18 protein-coding genes are annotated in these 18,973 nt (G+C 38.9%); 7 read left to right on the forward strand and 11 right to left on the reverse strand.

Annotated features, from left to right (window positions below; genetic code table 11):
* Nucleotides 1-69 precede the first annotated feature (69 nt).
* Nucleotides 70-1,275 (reverse strand): TIGR03862 family flavoprotein, encoded by a 1,206-nt coding sequence (locus B9T27_RS01275; RefSeq protein WP_086205052.1) that lies wholly within the window; start codon nt 1,273-1,275, stop codon nt 70-72.
* Entirely contained in the window at nt 1,265-1,933 is a 669-nt protein-coding gene (locus B9T27_RS01280) for an SAM-dependent methyltransferase (protein WP_171263309.1), read from the reverse strand. Before B9T27_RS01280 ends, B9T27_RS01275 begins: the two co-directional genes overlap by 11 nt.
* Nucleotides 1,934-2,016: 83 nt before the next feature.
* On the opposite strand from B9T27_RS01280, the gene B9T27_RS01285 reads away from it, so the two are divergent.
* Together B9T27_RS01285 and B9T27_RS01290 are read left to right on the forward strand one after the other, a co-directional pair.
* Nucleotides 2,017-2,196, forward strand: coding sequence for a DNA gyrase inhibitor YacG (locus tag B9T27_RS01285; RefSeq protein ID WP_086205054.1), 180 nt, complete (start codon nt 2,017-2,019; stop codon nt 2,194-2,196).
* 411 nt (nt 2,197-2,607) lie between these two features.
* A complete protein-coding gene (locus tag B9T27_RS01290) occupies nt 2,608-2,796 on the forward strand; it encodes a hypothetical protein (protein ID WP_086205055.1) in 189 nt (62 codons plus the stop codon).
* Nucleotides 2,797-2,820: 24 nt separating this feature from the next.
* Here the strand turns inward: B9T27_RS01290 and B9T27_RS01295 are convergent, their stop codons facing one another.
* From B9T27_RS01295 to B9T27_RS01315, 5 genes are all read right to left on the reverse strand, one after another.
* Complete coding sequence (locus B9T27_RS01295; RefSeq protein WP_086205056.1) at nt 2,821-3,465, reverse strand: MBL fold metallo-hydrolase; 645 nt, start codon at nt 3,463-3,465, stop codon at nt 2,821-2,823.
* 15 nt (nt 3,466-3,480) lie between these two features.
* Complete coding sequence (gene hemH / locus B9T27_RS01300) at nt 3,481-4,497, reverse strand: ferrochelatase (protein ID WP_086205057.1); 1,017 nt, start codon at nt 4,495-4,497, stop codon at nt 3,481-3,483.
* 85 nt (nt 4,498-4,582) lie between these two features.
* Nucleotides 4,583-5,599 (reverse strand): DUF4062 domain-containing protein, encoded by a 1,017-nt coding sequence (locus B9T27_RS01305; RefSeq protein WP_086205058.1) that lies wholly within the window; start codon nt 5,597-5,599, stop codon nt 4,583-4,585.
* 111 nt (nt 5,600-5,710) lie between these two features.
* Nucleotides 5,711-6,589, reverse strand: a complete 879-nt coding sequence (gene murI, locus B9T27_RS01310) for a glutamate racemase (RefSeq protein ID WP_086205059.1) — start codon at nt 6,587-6,589, stop codon at nt 5,711-5,713.
* A 44-nt stretch (nt 6,590-6,633) separates the two neighbouring features.
* Nucleotides 6,634-7,245, reverse strand: a complete 612-nt coding sequence (locus B9T27_RS01315; RefSeq protein ID WP_086205060.1) for a DUF1285 domain-containing protein — start codon at nt 7,243-7,245, stop codon at nt 6,634-6,636.
* Between the two features lie 207 nt (nt 7,246-7,452).
* Between B9T27_RS01315 and B9T27_RS01320 the strand changes: the two genes are divergently transcribed.
* Entirely contained in the window at nt 7,453-9,165 is a 1,713-nt protein-coding gene (locus tag B9T27_RS01320; protein WP_086205061.1) for an electron transfer flavoprotein-ubiquinone oxidoreductase, read from the forward strand.
* A gap of 60 nt (nt 9,166-9,225) precedes the next feature.
* Here B9T27_RS01320 and tusA read toward each other — a convergent pair whose 3' ends face one another.
* Nucleotides 9,226-9,483: a sulfurtransferase TusA gene (tusA, locus tag B9T27_RS01325; protein ID WP_086205062.1), complete on the reverse strand. Its 258-nt coding sequence runs from the start codon at nt 9,481-9,483 to the stop codon at nt 9,226-9,228.
* 183 nt (nt 9,484-9,666) lie between these two features.
* On the opposite strand from tusA, the gene B9T27_RS01330 reads away from it, so the two are divergent.
* Both B9T27_RS01330 and lnt read left to right on the forward strand, forming a co-directional pair.
* Nucleotides 9,667-10,506 carry an HlyC/CorC family transporter gene (locus B9T27_RS01330; protein WP_086205063.1) on the forward strand — a complete coding sequence of 280 codons (840 nt, stop codon included), beginning with the start codon at nt 9,667-9,669 and terminating at the stop codon, nt 10,504-10,506.
* A complete protein-coding gene (gene lnt, locus B9T27_RS01335; RefSeq protein ID WP_086205064.1) occupies nt 10,503-12,062 on the forward strand; it encodes an apolipoprotein N-acyltransferase in 1,560 nt (519 codons plus the stop codon). Before B9T27_RS01330 ends, lnt begins: the two co-directional genes overlap by 4 nt.
* Before the next feature lie 127 nt (nt 12,063-12,189).
* On the opposite strand, the gene B9T27_RS01340 is transcribed toward lnt, so the two are convergent.
* The 3 genes from B9T27_RS01340 to gspF all read right to left on the reverse strand — a co-directional run bounded on the left by B9T27_RS01340 (nt 12,190) and on the right by gspF (nt 14,497).
* Entirely contained in the window at nt 12,190-12,525 is a 336-nt protein-coding gene (locus B9T27_RS01340) for a hypothetical protein (protein ID WP_086205065.1), read from the reverse strand.
* A 279-nt stretch (nt 12,526-12,804) separates the two neighbouring features.
* Nucleotides 12,805-13,242 carry a type II secretion system major pseudopilin GspG gene (gene gspG, locus B9T27_RS01345; protein WP_086205066.1) on the reverse strand — a complete coding sequence of 146 codons (438 nt, stop codon included), beginning with the start codon at nt 13,240-13,242 and terminating at the stop codon, nt 12,805-12,807.
* Between the two features lie 49 nt (nt 13,243-13,291).
* Nucleotides 13,292-14,497, reverse strand: a complete 1,206-nt coding sequence (gspF, locus tag B9T27_RS01350) for a type II secretion system inner membrane protein GspF (RefSeq protein ID WP_086205067.1) — start codon at nt 14,495-14,497, stop codon at nt 13,292-13,294.
* A 154-nt stretch (nt 14,498-14,651) separates the two neighbouring features.
* Here gspF and B9T27_RS01355 point away from each other — a divergent pair, with 154 nt between their 5' ends.
* Together B9T27_RS01355 and B9T27_RS01360 are read left to right on the forward strand one after the other, a co-directional pair.
* Entirely contained in the window at nt 14,652-16,877 is a 2,226-nt protein-coding gene (locus tag B9T27_RS01355; RefSeq protein ID WP_086205068.1) for a primosomal protein N', read from the forward strand.
* Between the two features lie 187 nt (nt 16,878-17,064).
* A complete protein-coding gene (locus B9T27_RS01360) occupies nt 17,065-18,954 on the forward strand; it encodes a monovalent cation:proton antiporter-2 (CPA2) family protein (RefSeq protein ID WP_086205069.1) in 1,890 nt (629 codons plus the stop codon).
* Nucleotides 18,955-18,973 lie beyond the last annotated feature (19 nt).

Consider the following 18,973-nt stretch of genomic DNA (forward strand, 5'->3'; position numbering starts at 1 on the left):
CTCTCTTTTATAAGTAGAGAATGAAATTAGCACAATTTAGCCAGTTCAATAAAAATTGAACTGGCTTTTTTAAATTTTATGAGCCAAATATTGATGTACACCCTCAGCTGCTGCACGCCCAGTTGCAAAACACGCTGTCAATAAATATCCACCCGTCGGTGCATCCCAATCCAACATTTCACCACAACAAAAAATATATGGATTAGACTTCAATTGTAACCGTTCTGTCAGTACATCTTGTTTAACACCACCAGCACAACTAATCGCTTCATCAATCGGACGGAAACCGTCGAAATCAACTATAAGGTTTTTAATCTGTTTGGCTAAACTGTCAGGTTGGTTCCAAACTGATTTATCTACCAACTCACGGACTAAACCAGCTTTGACCTGATCCAAACCCGCTTTTCGCCAGACATTACTGAGTGATTGTTTTTTCGATGGTTGTAATTTCTTCGCTAACTGCTCAATGCTTTGATCTGGTAATAGGTCTAAATATAGTTGCATTGGTTGTTGATTTTTAATCCGTTCACGCAATGCTCGACCTTGTTTATAAATCAAACCACTTTCCAAACCATAATGGCTAATTACAATATCCCCAGCAGTTTTATGTTGCGGATACACCCAAGCGTCTACACGCTTTAACGGTTCACCAAAAAGAGGCTGCATAAACGAAGACCAAACTCGTTCAACACCAGCATTGCTAGCTTGAAATGGCTCAAGTTCAGATTGACTGAGCCAGTGTTGCCATGCACCATCACTACCTAATTTTGACCAAGAAACGGCGCCACAAGCTAAAATAATGGCATCAAAATCTTGCTCATACTCTAAATTTTGAGCTAAATTTTTAATTTTTAAGGTTTGATGATTTAAATCTAAAATCTGATGCCGATAATGAAATTGGACTTGTTGTTCCACAAGACGCTTTAACCACGCTCGAAGTAAAGGCGCTGCTTTCATTTCAACTGGAAAAATACGACCAGAACTCCCCACATAAGAAGTAATACCTAAATCCTGCATCCAATTTTGAATCCAGCCTGCATCCCATTTTTTAATCCACGGTGTTAACCATTCCACTTGATCATAACGCTGTACAAATTCTTGAATCGGCTCTGCATGTGAAATATTTAAACCCGTTTTTCCAGCCATTAAAAATTTACGAGCAGCAGAAGGTTTTTGCTCAAACACATGCACATCATAATTGAACTGACTTAGCACTTCTGCGGCCATCAAACCAGCAGGGCCAGCGCCAATAATGGCAATGCTTTTATTCGGCATCTACATTCTCTATAGCCGTTTTAACATTCAGGTCTTGCCCCTGTAATGGCTGAAACTCATCAAAACGAGTCCCATAGTTTTCGGGTTTAGTAATGATCAATTGCTGACATAACTCACCACGTTTTAAATATTTAATTTCAAAATGGGTCCGTGCTGAATCTTTCGCAATCAGCTGCTTTTCAAAAGGTAAATTCCAAACCTCTTTCAATTGTTGTTCTGCCTCAGCAATATATTCAGGAATATTACTAGCCAATGTAATAATGCCATTCACTTGTAAACGTGACACTAGAAACTCAAAAAAAGGCATATTCAACCAGCGTTGGGCTGAATTATGTGGCTCAGGATTTGGATATAAAATAAAAATTTGTTGTACCTGATTAGGATATAACGCATGCACTACCCATGGCAAAGCATCGACATGCAGTGTTGTTAAATTCTGTTGCCCTTCAATTTGATGTTGCTTTTGCATAGCCAAAAACTTTTCACGGGTTCGCTCAACAGCAATCAACTTGAATTGAGGATTTTGCCCTGAAAATAATAAAGCGTGCTTCCCTTTTCCAGCACCGATTTCAACGCACACGGGCTTATTTTCAATCGGTTGAAAATCACGGGGAGCATGCATACGCTGTGCTTGAAATTGACGAATCGGCATAATCAGATCAAACTAGTAAAAATCTACGCAAGTCTATCAACTCTTGACTGGCTTTCCTATTTTTTGCCTCTATTTTAAGGATATTCAGCATGCCACGTACTTTTCCATGCCCAAGATGCGGACAACAGACCACATGGGAAAATAATGAATTTCGCCCATTCTGTTCAGACCGTTGCAAATTAATTGATTTAGGTGCTTGGGCAAATGATGAATACACACTTCCAACTCAAGATGCTCCAGCAGCAGATACAAGTGAATATGATGATTAAGTTTTAATGATGATTAAAAAAAATTACGCAATAGAAACAACAGATAATAAAGTGTTACAGTTCCACCATATTAGCGAACTAATCTGCCCAGCATACTGAGAGTTCAATTCAATGACTCATAAAGTGATGAGGCAATTATGCTGAATTTAAAATGTAATTTAGCTTTTTTATTCTCTTTAGATAAATCTTTCTCTATTTCGACTTTTGACTTTTTTAATCTTATTTTTACCTCCAATTACAATAACTGAATCAATCAAGCATTCTTGTCATATTCTTTTAAACGATCGCAAGTATTATTCATTATTATTTTCTTAAAAAGGAAAGAGCTGAATGGTTTATTTTGATCGCAAAAGATATGTCTTTCATTGATTCTATTGTAATAAAACCAACATCAATCAGAAGATCATAATTATGATTAGTTATAAAACTCTCATTTCAATTACTGCAATTTTTTTTCTACTCAGCCTAAGTTTTGCTGTATTAGGTTTTTATACAACTGACTATTCACTCATGACGATTGCACTTTTATTCGCAATTGCTGGATTGCTTTTCAAAGCAGAAATGAAAGGGCGATTACACAACCCTTTCAATGAAAAGTAAACTCATCATACAAGTACTTTTCAATTAACCCGCTTTTCCTGCAACAAATGGATTAAATTGCTTTTCATAACCAATCGTGCTCATAGGGCCATGTCCAGAAATAAATTGCGTTTCATCCGGTAAACTAAAGCATTCTCGTCGAATGGACTCGATGAGCTGTTCATGATTTCCTTTTGGAAAATCCGTTCGTCCAATTGATCCTTTAAATAACACGTCCCCTGTCCAAAGCACGCCATACTTTTGATTATAAAAAATTACATGACCTGGTGTATGGCCTGGTGCAAAACGGACTTCAAATTCTTCCTCACCTAACTTTAAAACTTCACCACCTTCTAACCATTGATCAACTTTGACTGGCTCGGGAATGGGGAAACCATAACGTGCAGAAACTTCCTGAATCATCTCTAACCAGAATTGATCTTCTTTATGTGGTCCAATAACGGGTACATGCCATTCATTCACTAAAGCACCCACTGCACCAGCATGATCTAAATGCCCATGGGTTAACCATAATGCTTTAACGGTTAAACCTAGTTCTTCAACTTCTTTTTTTAACTTCTCAGGTTCACCACCAGCATCAATTAAAACAGCTTCTTTACTTTCTGAATCCCAAATAATTGAACAGTTTTGAGCAAATGCGGTCACGGGGACAATTTTGACTTGCAACATGTTATTTCCTCAAATTCAAGCTTCGCTTGCCAACGTAATTTTTAACGCATCTAATTGCGATTGAACCAATTTCGCCAATAATTCAATATGATCATCTCGACTATTTAAAGCAGGAATATAAGCATAACTTTGTCCACCTGAGTTTAAAAATAGTGCAGAATTCTGAATTGCTAATTCTTCTAAAGTTTCCAAACAATCTGCTGAAAAAGCGGGACTCATAATTTGAACAGAACGTATGCCTTGCTCAGCCCAATTTTTGAGAATTTGATCGGTATAAGGTTTCACCCACTCTTGCTTACCAAATCGTGACTGAAAACTAATTGCCCACTGATCCTCTTTCAACTGTAGAGCTGCTGCTACTTTTTGTGCAGTGATATGACAACGCTCAGCATAGGGGTCGCCTTTGTCTGCATAGGGTTGCGGAATACCATGAAAAGACATCAATAATTTTTCAGCTTGACCATGTTCCAATTGATATTCTTTAACGCTATTGACCAAAGCTTGAATAAATAATGGGTGCTGATAATAATCTCGAATGATACTTAGGCCCGGAAGATTACGCTGTTGTAATGTCCATTTTGCTAAAGCATCGTACAGTGGTGCGGTCGATGTTGCTGAAAATTGGGGAAATAATGGCAGTAAAACAAGATGGTCATAATGTATTTGCTTTGCTTGCGTTAAAACCTGATCTATACCAGGATTTCCATAAGTCATGGCGGGAACAATATGAAGATCAAATTCAGCATTTTTAGACTTCAGCTGCAAAGCGATCTGCTGTACCTGTTGCTTTAAAATTTCTCGCATTGGCGAGTCTTCTGACCAAATTTCTGCATATGCTTTGGTCACATATTTAGGCCGAAATGGTAAGACAAAGCCATACAAAATGATTTTCCAAAGTAACTTTGGAATTTCAATAACACGCTGATCCGATAAAAACTGGGCTAAAAAACGACGTACTGCTGCAACACTTGGCTCATCTGGCGTACCTAAGTTCGCAACAATTACCAAGACTTTGGGTTTTGAACAAGACATCAATTCACATCAACCTTACTAGATCTCAGTATGTGATAGTACTTTATCTCGACTGCTAAACAAAATAGCTCGATTGAATTTTGTTTTAGATGATTGTGCTACGCTTCCCAATCAATTGAATACTCTCAATTGACTTTAAGCCTTTATCAGTCATTTTCCACAACATACGCTGACGATCATCTCGCCCAATAGGAGTGATCCATTCATTATTGCGCATTTGTTGCTTAATAGTATGCAGCGCACGAATATTAATCTGTGCTCGTGCAACTGCATGTGCTCTTGGCATTAGCAATTGTGCATCGCTTAATCCTTTGGTATTTAAATAATCATTTAATACTTTAGAAAAAAATTCTTCGGGTAAAGGTTCTTTAAAATCTTGAGATAAAATTTTCACCAGCTCAAACCATGTCGTTTCTCGAGTAGGATTTAACTCTTTAAAATTTCCATCCTGATAAGCATGTATCCGATAATCAAAATTAAATATTTCATTAATTGATACCTTAGGCAAAGTTAAAAAAGGATCTGCTTCTTTCTTCCCTTGATCAATTTTGCTGCGGGCTAGCTGAGACTTTAAGTTGTCAATTTCATCTTGTAAAACTTGTATGTTTTGTGGCCTAACCCACCCTACGACTGGATTACGCTCAAGCATTTGTGGCATATAGGAACGTACTGCGAGTTCTAAATCTCTCAGCGTTCGATAACACACCACTTGTTCAACTTCTTTTTGTAATTGATGTCTAAAGTCTTCAAATTTTTCTTTTAATCCAGACTTCTGCTCTTGTAGCTCTACATCTCTAGCCTCAGGTTTTTCATGCATAAAAACAATGATTGGCTTTTGCTTAGTGACAGCATAAATATATTCTAAGTGCATATATCCCACACCCGAAACCGATTGCTCTCCATACTGACTGCCTAATAGCAACAATACGTAATCACAATCGTCAATTTGACGACGGGCAAAAGCGGTACTTAATGGAGTTCGTTGTTCGAGCCCCCACGAAAAAAATCCCATGCCAATTAATGTTTGGGAAACTACCATTCTTTCAGGCTGCATTTCTTTGCCTGATGTTGTAATAAATACTTGATATCGCTTATCGAGCATAGGAAGACCTATTCCATACATATAATTAAAATCATCCCCAAATGGATTTTAGAATTACATGCCCTACACTAATTTAAAAAAATAATATGAAACAATTGTATGCTGAACTATTTAGTTCAGTTTATCAACAATATTTTCAATTGACCATGAAATATCTGGATGAATCAAATGCGATACAATTAACTTCAATTCATTTGCATTATTTCCACTCACAAAACACTTTAATCTTATTCTTGGTTTTTGAAACGATTCTGATATTAACTCATTTTTAATTAAAATGCGTGCCGTTTGTCTTGCGACTGCAATTCCTGAATCGATCAAAGTTAAGTCGTCTTGATAGATGGCCTGAATCGTTTCTTTTAAATAAGGATAATGCGTACAACCGAGCACTAAATAATCTGCACCCTGCCCTACAACTGGATCTAATACAGTTTTTAAGCTGGCAATACACTCGGGACTTTTTTGCAATCCAGCTTCAATATAAGGAACCAAATCTAAGCAAGTCACGGTTAAAACCTTAACACCTGCAGGCTCTGCAAAATGCTCTATTACATCATTAATCAGTTTACCCCGAAATGTCGCTGGTGTTGCCAACACTGAAACAACTTTAGATTGTGTTTGCAGCACAGCTGGTTTCAATGCAGGAACTAAACCTATGATGGGGAAATTTTCACCATAATGTTGGCGTAAGTAATCTAAACTAAATGCTGAAGCGGTATTACAGGCAACTACTGCAACTTTACAACCTTGACGATATAACCATTCAATTGCATGTGCAGTCAGTTCACGAATCTCTTGATCATCGCGTGGACCATAGGGGACATGTGCAGTATCGGCATAATACACAATATGTTCATGAGGTAAATATCTAGCAATATCTTGCGCAATAGATAGGCCTCCTACACCTGAATCAAAAATTCCAATCGGCGCATCTGCCGATGCTTTCGGCATAGGCTCATTTAGCGGATATAGAGGAAAAATAGCGGTCATAGTCAATCAATCTGCGCGTCAAATTACCTTGTAAAGCTTAAACCTCAAGCACTCAATTGCAAGTGAAAATCACCACTTTGCAAAGATAAAATAGCATCCCCATGCTCATTCTCAAGCAATTCACCATACTCAATTAAATGAAAAAATGTATGCCTTTGAATTAATGCATTTATTCCAAAACGTACATGTACATAAGGACGCATATTGCCAGCGTATTCACGCATAAAAATAGGATGCTCCTCATCAACAACAATCTCATCTTGGTGACTGGTTGTTAATTGTAAATATTTTTTACCATGAAGATCAATCTGTTCAACTTGATTGACCAATAGTGGCTCATCTTCCACTTCAATTTCAATTTGTTCAACAGGTGTTTTTAGGTAAAACTTTCCATCCTCTTTCCACAAGACTTTGCTAAACAAATCTAAAAGTGCTTGTCGCTTGATCAATTGACCTTGGTGCCACCATTCTCCATTGGCTTTTACCGTCAAATCCATTTTGCCACAATGCTTTGGCTGCCACTGTGCTAAAGGGGGAATTGACCTTTTGTGACCCAACTGTGCATCTTTTAAGTATTGTGCAATACTCATTAAGTTTTTATCATCACCCTTCGGCTGTTCTTGAGCCGCTGAGGTTGAATTATTTTGATTTACCATGGTTTATACCTTGCTGACGAAAAAATAAAACGACTCAGCCAATTGGCTAGATCAAGGTTTAAACCTATACTAGCGCAACACTATAAAGGGTACGATATCAGAATTGTACCTATGAATTAAGCATACTCACGGCAGCACCGATTTTTTTATTTTTGAAATAATGAAATGAATACGGTTGCCACCTTTAGCTAATATGAGGAGTCCTACATGGAACACATCGAACGTGAATCGATGGAGTTTGACGTAGTTATCGTCGGCGCTGGCCCTGCTGGTCTTTCTGCTGCGATCAAAATTCGTCAACTTGCAATTGAAAACAACCTCCCAGATCTATCTGTATGTGTGGTTGAAAAAGGCTCTGAAGTTGGTGCGCATATCCTTTCTGGTGCTGTACTTGAACCACGTGCAATCAATGAACTTTTCCCAAATTGGAAAGAAGAAGGTGCGCCATTAAACGTACCTGTAACTGAAGATAAAACATACTTCTTGCTTTCTGATGAAAAATCACAAGAAGCGCCACATTGGATGGTTCCAAAAACCATGCATAACGATGGCAACTATGTGATTTCTTTAGGTAACGTGGTTCGTTGGTTAGGCACTAAAGCTGAAGAATTAGAAGTTTCAATCTTCCCTGGTTTTGCTGCATCCGAACTACTTTATCATGCAGATGGTTCGGTAAAAGGGATTCAAACAGGTGATATGGGGATTGGTAAAGATGGCGAACCGACGCACAACTTTACCCCTGGCTACGAATTACATGCGAAATACACTGTTTTTGCTGAAGGTTGCCGTGGTCATTTAGGCAAACGCTTAATTGCTAAATATAACCTAGACCAAGATGCTGATCCGCAGCATTACGGTATTGGGATCAAAGAGCTTTGGGAAATTGATCCTGCAAAACACAAACCTGGTTTAGTAATGCATGGTTCGGGCTGGCCATTAAATGAAACAGGTTCATCTGGTGGTTGGTGGTTATACCATGCTGAAAATAACCAAGTGACTTTAGGTCTTATTGTTGACTTGTCATATACCAATCCTAATATGTATCCATTTGCTGAAATGCAACGTTGGAAAACACATCCTCTAATCAAGCAGTATCTTGAAGGTGGAAAACGTATTTCTTACGGTGCACGCGCTATCACCAAAGGTGGTATGAATGCCTTACCAAAACTCACTTTCCCAGGTGGTTGCTTAATTGGTGATGATGCTGGTTTCTTAAACTTTGCAAAAATCAAAGGCTCTCATACGGCTATGAAGTCTGGAATGTTGTGTGGTGAAGCTGTATTTGAAGCCATTCAAGCTGGTGTAGAAAAAGGCGGTGATTTGGCCGTTGCACGTGTGACTGAAGGCGAAGATTTATTTGCTAAGGAATTGACTGCTTATACCGACAAATTTAATAACAGTTGGTTAAAAGAAGAGTTATATCGTTCACGTAACTTCGGTCCAGCTATGCATAAATTTGGTTTATGGATGGGTGGGGCATTTAACTTTATCGATCAGAATATTTTTAAAGTACCTTTCACATTACATGATTTAGTGCCTGATTTCAGTGCGTTAAAAACTATAGATGCATCAACCTTCAAACCAAACTATCCAAAACCAGATGGCAAAATCACATTTGATCGTTTATCTTCTGTTTTTGTATCGAATACGGTGCATGAAGAAAATCAGCCAGCGCATTTGAAATTGACTGATGCATCTATTCCTGTCAACGTAAACTTACCGAAATGGGATGAGCCTGCTCAGCGCTATTGCCCAGCCGGTGTTTACGAAATTATGGAAAATGATGATGGTTCTAAGCGTTTCCAAATTAACGCAGCCAACTGCGTCCATTGTAAAACTTGTGATATTAAAGATCCATCTCAGAACATTACTTGGGTAACACCTGAGGGTGGTGGTGGTCCGAACTATCCAAATATGTAATCTTCAATAAAAAAATCCCCTGCTCAGGGGATTTTTTTATTCTAAGTTTTCTATTCTGACTTAACCTTTCTTCACCAAATAATGAAACTCTTTATTGCCTGCATCATCTAACAGTTCTTCTTGTAATAATAATTCATGCCCTAAATGCATACAAAATTTAGGAATATCCCAAGACGTTGAATTATCGGTAGCAAAGACTTCAACGATATCTCCTGACTTTGACTTACGAATCGCTTGATGTAACATCATCACAGGTTCTGGACAACGTAAACCACGCGTATTCAGTTGAAGCGTAGCGGTGATAGCCTGATCAGACATAATCAATTCTCTTATAAAATTCATCTTGATTTTAACATATTCTAAATTTGTCTGAACCTAATCTAAAAGTGCAATTCAAATCACATCTACATTCATCCAATTGCTGCATTTTAGCGATAGACTTCTGTAGTTTCTTCGGTATGATAAATTTACTTTTTGAAATAAGAGTCTTTAGGAAAGATCATGCACGAGGAATCAGGCCCATCGTGGGGAATGCGTGGCTTACGCAAATGGTTAGGTACCGCACCAGAAACCCGCGATGAACTACTAAAATTAGTACAAGATTCACGTCGTTTTTTAGAACCCGATACAGTTGCAATGTTAGAAGGCGTCTTAGACCTTCCAGCAACCAAAGTTCGTGAAGTCATGACACCGCGGACAGCAATGGTCAGCTTACAAGAAGATGATCAACTGCTCGATATTTTGCATGTCTTGATTGAGTCAGCACATTCACGCTTTCCTGTATTTTCAGCCAACCAACCGGATAATGTGGTCGGAATTTTACTGGCGAAAGACTTACTCCCTTTTTTATCCGATCGCTCATCTGTCGTTGATATTCGAGCATTGATGCGTCAGCCACAATTTGTGCCTGAAAGTGCACGCTCAGATCAAGTCTTGCGGATGTTGAAAAACACTCAAACGCATATTGCGGTGGTGATTGATGAATATGGCTCAACGTCAGGTTTAGTCACATTAGAAGATATCTTGGAAGAGATTGTCGGCGAAATTGAAGATGAGCATGACAATGTTGATGAAGAGGCTCAATTTATTATTCCTGATACAGCACATAACACGGCCAATACATGGATAGTGCAAGCATTGACACCTATTGAATACTTCAATACTGTTTTAAATGCTGATTTTTCAGATGATGAGGTCGAAACAGTGGGCGGACTATTACTTCAAGAAATTGGCTTAGTCAGCGATTTAAAAGGTCAAATTATTGAGCTTGGCGATTGGGAGTTTACGATTATTGAAGCTGATGCCCGTACGATTCATCTAATCCGAGCTGTACATAAATGAGAGCTTACTTTGACAAACTGTTAACTTCTTCAGCTCAAAATAAACCACTCCCCTTTATCTATCCTTTAATTATTTCACTGATCTCAGGTGCAATATTCAGCCTAGCGCTGGCACCTTTTTATTGGTGGTGGCTAGCCATTCTTTCCCCAGCCTTATTGTATGCGTGTTTACATCAACGTACTGCAAAGCAAGCTTTTGCACTGGGTTTGAGTTACGGTTTTGGACTTTGGTTTGTTGGGGCATTCTGGTTGTATACCTCTATCCATGTATATGGGGATACCAATGCTATTTTAAGCGTATTAATGATTGTGCTGATGGCATTAGTCATGGGCTTATTTACCGCAGTCCAAACTTGGGTGTATCGCCGTTTCTTTCCAGAAACACCGCTGACATTTGCACCGCTGTGGGTACTCTTTGAGTGGTCTAAAACTTGGGTATTTACTGGGTTTCCATGGCTGTTTGCAGGCTATGCTTTTACTGAACGCTTCCTAGATGGCTATGCCCCGCTATTTGGGGTTTTTGCAGTATCCTTCGTAGCCATTCTACTGGCCTGTGCTTTAGTTGAAATACTTAGAAAACGAATCTTCTGGCTTATCCCATCTGCCTTATTATTATTGGGGGCTTGGGCTGTAGCACAAATTCAATTTGTTCAACCTAAAGCAGAAAAACCACTGAGTGTTTCTTTAATACAAGGCAACATCCCACAAGATTTAAAATGGTTAACTGAATATCAGGCTAAAACTTTACAGATTTATGCCAATTTAAGTCGTACCGAATGGGGCCGAGACGTTATCGTTTGGCCAGAATCATCGATTCCCTTATTCCAAACAGATATTCAAGAATTTTTGGATATGATGGATCAACAAGGAAAAAAAACAGGCACCGCTTGGGTTACTGGCATTCCGTATTGGGATTTAAAAGAATCTCAACAACAAGGCTATCCAATGTACTTCAACAGTATGATGGCTTTAGGTAGTGATGCCTCAGGACTTTACAAAAAGCAGCGCTTGGTTCCATTTGGTGAATATATTCCGTTGTCTGGCTTACTCAGTTGGGTACTTCCTGCGTTACAGAATGATCCATCTATGAGTGGTTTTTCACGTGGTTCGAGTGAACAAAAACCTTTTAATATTAAAGGTCACAAGCTTTCAGCTGCAATTTGTTATGAAGTCGCCTATCCCAATCTTACTCGTCGCAATGCCTTAAATAGTGACTTTTTAGTGACTGTTTCCAATGATGCTTGGTTTACTGGAACAGCTGGGCCATTACAACATTTACAAATGGTTCAAATGCGGGCTAAAGAAAATGGTCGATGGTTCATACGTGCCACCAATACTGGTGTCACCGCATTTATTGATCATAATGGTCATATTGTCAAACAAGCACCTATGGATCAAGAAGCGGTACTACGTGGTGATCTACCTGCAATGCAAGGTCAGACTTGGTATACTCGCTTCAGCGATTGGCCAATTTTAGGATTTTCGGTATTTTTATTACTTTTAGGTTGGATATATCGACCTAAAACAATAGATGTCAGCTTCAAGTCACGACGTTAATTTCGAGCAGCCTTCCATTGAAAAGGGCAAGTAAATAAGCACTTCGCCAGTACAGCTGAAGAAAGTGAACCATCAATAAAAACCGAGGACTCATCCTCGGTTTTTATTGATGGTATAACCATATGGTCTAAATCTGAGTGGCTAAGTACGACACCATAACCGTGAGACAGAGCATTGGAAGATAACGATAAATCTGAACAAGCTGTTTTTCTAATGACGATACAGATTGTAAATTAATTTGCATAACAGTCGCGTTTAATGCACTGTAAAAACTAATAATCGTGAATGCACTAAATATGCTAATGGCTAAAAAACCTAATACAATTTGGCTACTGGTATCCGTGCCTTGTACTAGATTGATAAAGAACTGACTCAAAGGTAATAAGCTCAGAACCAATAAAACAGATTTGAGCATTGACCAATGAAAATGGTTTATTTCATCTGATAACAATAATGCTTTCATCTTATTTTCCTCGGCAAATAGGCTGCCTAAGAACTATTATGCAAGCTTTCGTTTAAATAAAAAGTCTAATTTTATTCATTGTTTACATTTCTTGTAACTATTAAATATGAAAATAATTCTTATTATAACTCTCAAATCGAAAAAATATAAATTCACATTTTAATTCATATAGTTAGGTTAATATTTATAATTAAGAAAGATTATCACTTCATTTAAGATTTATATGTATCTACATATGAAGTGATTCTTTCCATTCATTTTATTTAGAATGATTCTTAATTAAGGCTGATAATAAATATCAGCATCATTTTCTTCACCACCTTGCTTACCATCGGCACCAAAAGAATATAAATCAAAAGGTCGTCCTTCAGAGCCTGGAATTACGTATTGCATATCATTATCCCAACTGTCTTTTGGATAACCACCTTTAACATAGCCCCCTGGTAACCAATTTTTTGCTGTCGCTGGTTGCTTCACCAATGCATCCAAACCACCTTCCTGAGAATTGGGGAAATGACCATTATCTAATTTATATTGATCCAGTGCTCCTGCAACCCCTTTCAGTGCAATTTTCGTTGTATCGACTTTCGCCTTTTCACCACGGCCCATGACATTCGGAACAATTAAAGCGGCAAGTACCCCTAAAATTACAATCACGACCATAACTTCAATTAAAGTAAAACCTGATTGTTTGGTTTGATACATTTTCCGTTGCATTAAAGTTCTCTCTTACAAATTCGTCATAAAATAATCATGATTATTCGGTTTAAATCATATTGTTCATATTTACAATGGGCAACATCACAGCAATCACAATCACCAGCACAATGCCCGCCATAAAAACTAACATTAATGGTTCAAGCAACGCCAATAAAGTTGAAATAAATGACGTCACCTCACGATCTTGCATACTAGCAGCACGCTCTAACATCCGATCCAATTCACCCGATGCTTCACCACTTTTAATCATTTGTACCATCATCGGTGGGAAATAACCACAGCGCTCAAGTTGGGTTGCTAAGTTCCCTCCCTCTGTCACTTTCTCGGCGGCTAAATTGACCGCGTCCCGAATCACCCAATTACTACTAACGGCTGCACCTATTTTTAAAGCATCTACAAGCGGTACACCAGATTGAGTTAAAATAGATAAAGTACTGGCAAAGCGTGCTGCATTTATACCACGGGATAATTTACCCAATAATGGCAATTTGAGTGTTAAACGATCAAATGCGTAATGACCTGCAGATGTTCTAAGGAAGCGTATCAATAAGAAAATTCCCAGCACTGTCGCCACAATCATAAAGGGCCAAGCGGTGCGAATAATCTCACTGGCTTTCATAAGTGCCACGGTAATCCATGGCAAGGCTTGTTTACTTTGATCAAAGGTTTTTACTATGTCTGGTACGACATATGTCATCAACCCCATCACAATACCAAACGACATCAACATCAATATAATCGGATAAATCATGGCACCCTGAACTTTCTTTTGCATCGCAAAACGATTTTCAGTGTAATCTGCCAATTGGTCTAAAATTAAATCTAAATGTCCTGAACGTTCACCCGCTGCAATCGTTGCAATGTATAAATCTGGGAAACGTCCGATTTGTTGCATTGCTTGTGCGAGTGAGTGACCTTCCAAAACTTTCGAACGCACAGACAATAATAAATTTTGGACATGCGTTTTTTCACTTTGTTTGGCCACAGCACGTAAGGCTTCTTCCAAAGGAATTGAAGCCGCGACCAATACCGCCAGCTGCCGAGTCATTAAGGCTAAATCATAAGCTGAAAATTTCTTTTGAAACCAAGCTGATGTTTTATTTTTATCTTTTTGCTCCACAGCATCCACAGCAACAGGAATCCACTCTTTGTCGCGCAGTTGTTGTCGAATTTGGCGTGCTGAATCTCCCTCTAGCACACCTTTTTGTTGCTTCCCAGAAGCATCAAGGGCAGTAAATTGATATGCAGGCATTATAATGCTCTAGTTTTCCTAAATTTTTAGTCTAAGCAGTTGCGTCCGACCCTAAAAATCATTCATATTTATGTCTATAAATGATGATCACACTCTAACATAAGCCCAAACCGTACACGATACTATTTCACCTTTGAGTAACTGATAATTGCATATGTCGAAACCAACAGATTCAAGCCTCGCTCTTTACCGCATACGGGTTGCCTTGCCTGTGTATCTGTACGATTGTTTCGACTACAAACTCAGTGCTGAGCAATATCAACAAGCTGACGTTGGGGCTCGTGTTGCCGTCTCTTTTGGTCGGCAGAATCTCACAGGTGTGATCGTTGAAAAATTAGCATCTGATGCACCCGTTGACCCACGCTTTCAACTTAAATTCATTACTGAATTGCTCGATGAAACGGCCATATTAAATGACAAAGTTTTAAGTTTGTTGACATGGTCTGCACAGTATTATCAATTTCCAATCGGTGAGGTCATACAAACTGCATTACCAACGTTATTACGGCAAGGTAAACCTTATAATTTATTAGCACGAATCTGGAAAGTTTTAGATTTAACAGCAGAAGACAAAGTTAAACGTTCTGAAAAACAACAAGCGGCCTATAAAATTCTAAAGCTACACCCTCAAGGAACGCAGGAAAATATTCTAAATTTAAGTGGCATTGAAACAGCAACACTAAAAGCAATTGAAAAAAAAGGAATTATTCGATGTGAATTAGAACAACAAAATTTCGCACCTGAACCCGTACAATTGGCACAAATGCCTTTAACTGCCAATGATGAACAAAAAAAAGCGATTCAAACGATTTTAAAAGCACAAAAAAAGTATCAGGCTTTTTTATTGGATGGCTTAACGGGAAGTGGTAAAACTGAAGTTTATTTACAAGTCATGCATGAGGTTTTAAAACAAGGCAAACAAGTGCTGGTTTTAGTGCCCGAAATTGGTTTAACCCCACAAACTATTAGTCGCTTTCAGTCACGCTTCCATTGCAATATTGTACTGTTACATTCGGGGCTAAATGACACCAAACGGCTACAAGCATGGCAATCTGCGCAAACTGGCAAAGCCTCGATTATTCTTGGAACGCGTTCAGCTATTTATACCCCACTCCCTCACCTCGGCTTAATTATTTTAGATGAAGAACATGATCTTTCATTTAAGCAGCAAGAGGGCTTCCGTTACCATACCCGTGATGTTGCTTTATATCGTGCCCATTTAGAAAACTGCCCGATTATTTTAGGATCAGCTACTCCTAGTATTGAAAGCTACCATTTAGCTGAACAAGATAAATTAACACGATTAGAATTAAATCAACGTGCAGGCGCTGCTGTCATGCCAAAAATGCATTTAATTGACTTAAAAATAGCGCAAAAAAAACATGGAATCAGTAGCCAATTAATTGATGAAATCAAAAAGCGCTTAGACAAAAAAGAGCAAGTATTAATTTTCTTAAATCGTCGTGGCTATGCACCTGTTTTAATCTGTGAAAGTTGTGCATGGCAAGCCAATTGTCCACATTGCGATGCACATTTTACTCTACACCTGAAGCCTTATTCACATTTACATTGTCATCATTGTGGCACGATCAACCGTTTGCCCGATGCCTGCCCACAATGTCATCAACACACGTTAAAACCAATTGGAATGGGTACCGCCAAAGTTGAAGAAAGTTTAAATGAACTTTTTCCAGACTTTCCAGTATTACGTGTTGATCGTGACTCAACCAGTCGTGTTGGCAGTTGGCAGAAGATTTATGATCAAATACAAAAAAGTCAGCCGATGATTCTTTTAGGCACACAAATGCTGGCTAAAGGGCATCACTTTCCTTATGTCACTTTAGTTGCGATTTTGGATATTGATGGTGGCTTACTGAGTGTTGATTTTCGTGCCCCAGAACGCACCGCACAACTAATTATTCAAGTGGCAGGTCGCTCAGGACGCGGTGAGAAGAAAGGTGATGTCTACCTACAAACATTACGCCCTGATCATCCTATGTTTGAAATTTTAATGCAGCAGGATTATCGAACCTTTGCCAAACGAACACTGACAGATCGACAATTGGCTTTACTGCCACCTTGCCGTTATGCCGTCTTAATTCGCTGTGAATCTCGCAGTCAGGATGAAAATCAAAAATTCTTAAGCGAAATGACTCAACAACTCCGACAAAATACAGAAGCAAATTTAATTGATATTTGGGGCCCTATTCCTGCACCGATGGAACGTAAAGCTGGACGTTATCAAGCTCATGTGGCCTTACTTTCACAGGATCGTGCCAAAATGCATTTCTATATTCGTCATTGGTGGCAACAGCTCTTACACAGTAAGCCTTCGTCTATGAAGCTAACCATTGATGTTGATCCGCAAGAATTAAATTAATGTGCTCAAGCAGCACAATGTAAGCGCTGCTTATCACCCAAACGGTACATGTCTCATGATTCAGGTTAAACCGTAGTAAGGCAACAGAAATGAATAGAGTTATTCAGTCAATACAATTAATGCGTAGAGTTTTTACATTTCACGCTACAATTTCATTAGCAAAAATGAAATAACTTAGGACGAGTGGATGTCACTATTACTGGAAATCACAATTTTTTTAGGTGCTGTATTACTGTTGGTACCACTCGGTAAAAAGTTGGGAATCGCAACGGTTTTAGGTTATCTGTTTGCCGGTATGTTGCTCGGCCCAAATGTATTAAATGTTGCCAGTAATCCCGACGATATGATGCATTTAGCAGAATTTGGTGTAATTCTACTGATGTTTCTCATCGGACTTGAACTACGACCACAGCGACTTTGGGAAATGCGCGAATCTATTTTCGTACTAGGTAGTTTACAGGTTATCACCACTGGTGTGGTATTGATGGGCACGGTCTTCCTTCTATTACAACAGTCTTTATCTGCAAGCTTCGTGATTGGTTTTGCACTTGCACTGTCATCCACCGCCTTTGTTCTACAACTCCTGAATGAAAAACAACAACTAAACACCACGCATGGGCAACAGTCCTTTTCTATTTTACTCTTTCAAGATATTGCCGCGGTTCCATTGATTGCTGTGATTCCAGTATTAGCAGGTGGATCATCTACCCATCATGGTATTGCTTACTTTGCAGCCATTATTGCGACATTTACGGGTTTATTCCTATTTAGTCGCTACGTCATGCGTCCATTTTTCCGCTTTGTCGCTAAAAGTGGTGCAACCGAGCTCATGACTGCCGTTGGATTATTTATTATTTTGGGTGTCGTTCTGCTCATGGATACACTCGGGATTAGTACCACCCTCGGCGCATTTCTCACTGGCGTATTACTGGCTGATTCAGAATTTCGACATGAACTTGAGGCCAGCATCGCGCCTTTTAAAGGATTATTACTCGGTCTGTTCTTTATGACAGTCGGCATGAGCATGCAACTGTCTTTATTGGTCAATATGCCAGTGATAATTATCGGTGGTGCATTACTTTTAATTCTAATCAAAGCCAGTATGATGACGGCCATTGCTCGCTATAAAAAATATAGTTGGAGTAATAGTTTAATGATCGCTACTTGTCTTGCACAGGGCGGTGAATTTGCTTTTGTGGCGTTAAATGTCGCCAAAAGTGAAAAAGTCATTACCGCAGCAATATTAGAACCAATCACCCTTATTGTGACATTGTCTATGGTGCTTACGCCGATTCTATTTTGGCTAGTATCGACCTGGATTATTCCACTCTTCAATAAAAATATTGAACCAGAATATGATGAAATTCCAGATCAACATCCAGCCTTAATTATTGCTGGTTTTGGTCGCTTCGGACAAATTATTGCACGTTTAGCCCATGTACAACGCTTTCCCTTCACAGCAATTGATAACAACTTACAACGTATTGATTTCGTTCGCCGCTATGGCGGAACACTGTATTATGGTGATGTGACACATCCCGATTTACTCCGAGCGGCTGGCATTGAAACGGCTCAAGTTTTTGTTCTTGCGATTGATGATGTAGAAGCATCAATGAACGTGGCACGGCATATTCGACTGAATTATCCCAAGATCAGTTTATTGGTTCGTGCACGTGATCGCTATCATATGCATTTATTAAGAGATCTAGGCATTCAACATATTTGGCGTGAAACTTATTTATCCTCATTGGGGATGGCCTATCAAGCGCTCTGTGAACTCGGCATTACTCCAGATAAAGCCCAACAGAGTATTGAATTATTTCGGGATTATGATGAGCAACTACTGGCAAGACAACAGCGAATCTATACTGATGAACAAAAAGTCTTTGAAAGCTATCGTAACTTCTTAGCTGAGCTCGAACATTTGTTTGAAAGTGATGCACAAGCCTCTGATCAGGAGCATGCATCAACAGAAGATGAGGAGGTATCTTCTACAACTGATGAACCACTTGAACTGTCTGATACGCAGCAACAACATCCTGAGCGCATGAATATTACACGAGATCAAGAAAACTAAGCGATGATTTATCGTTACT

Source organism: Acinetobacter sp. ANC 4648, assembly GCF_002135345.1.
GTDB lineage: Bacteria > Pseudomonadota > Gammaproteobacteria > Pseudomonadales > Moraxellaceae > Acinetobacter.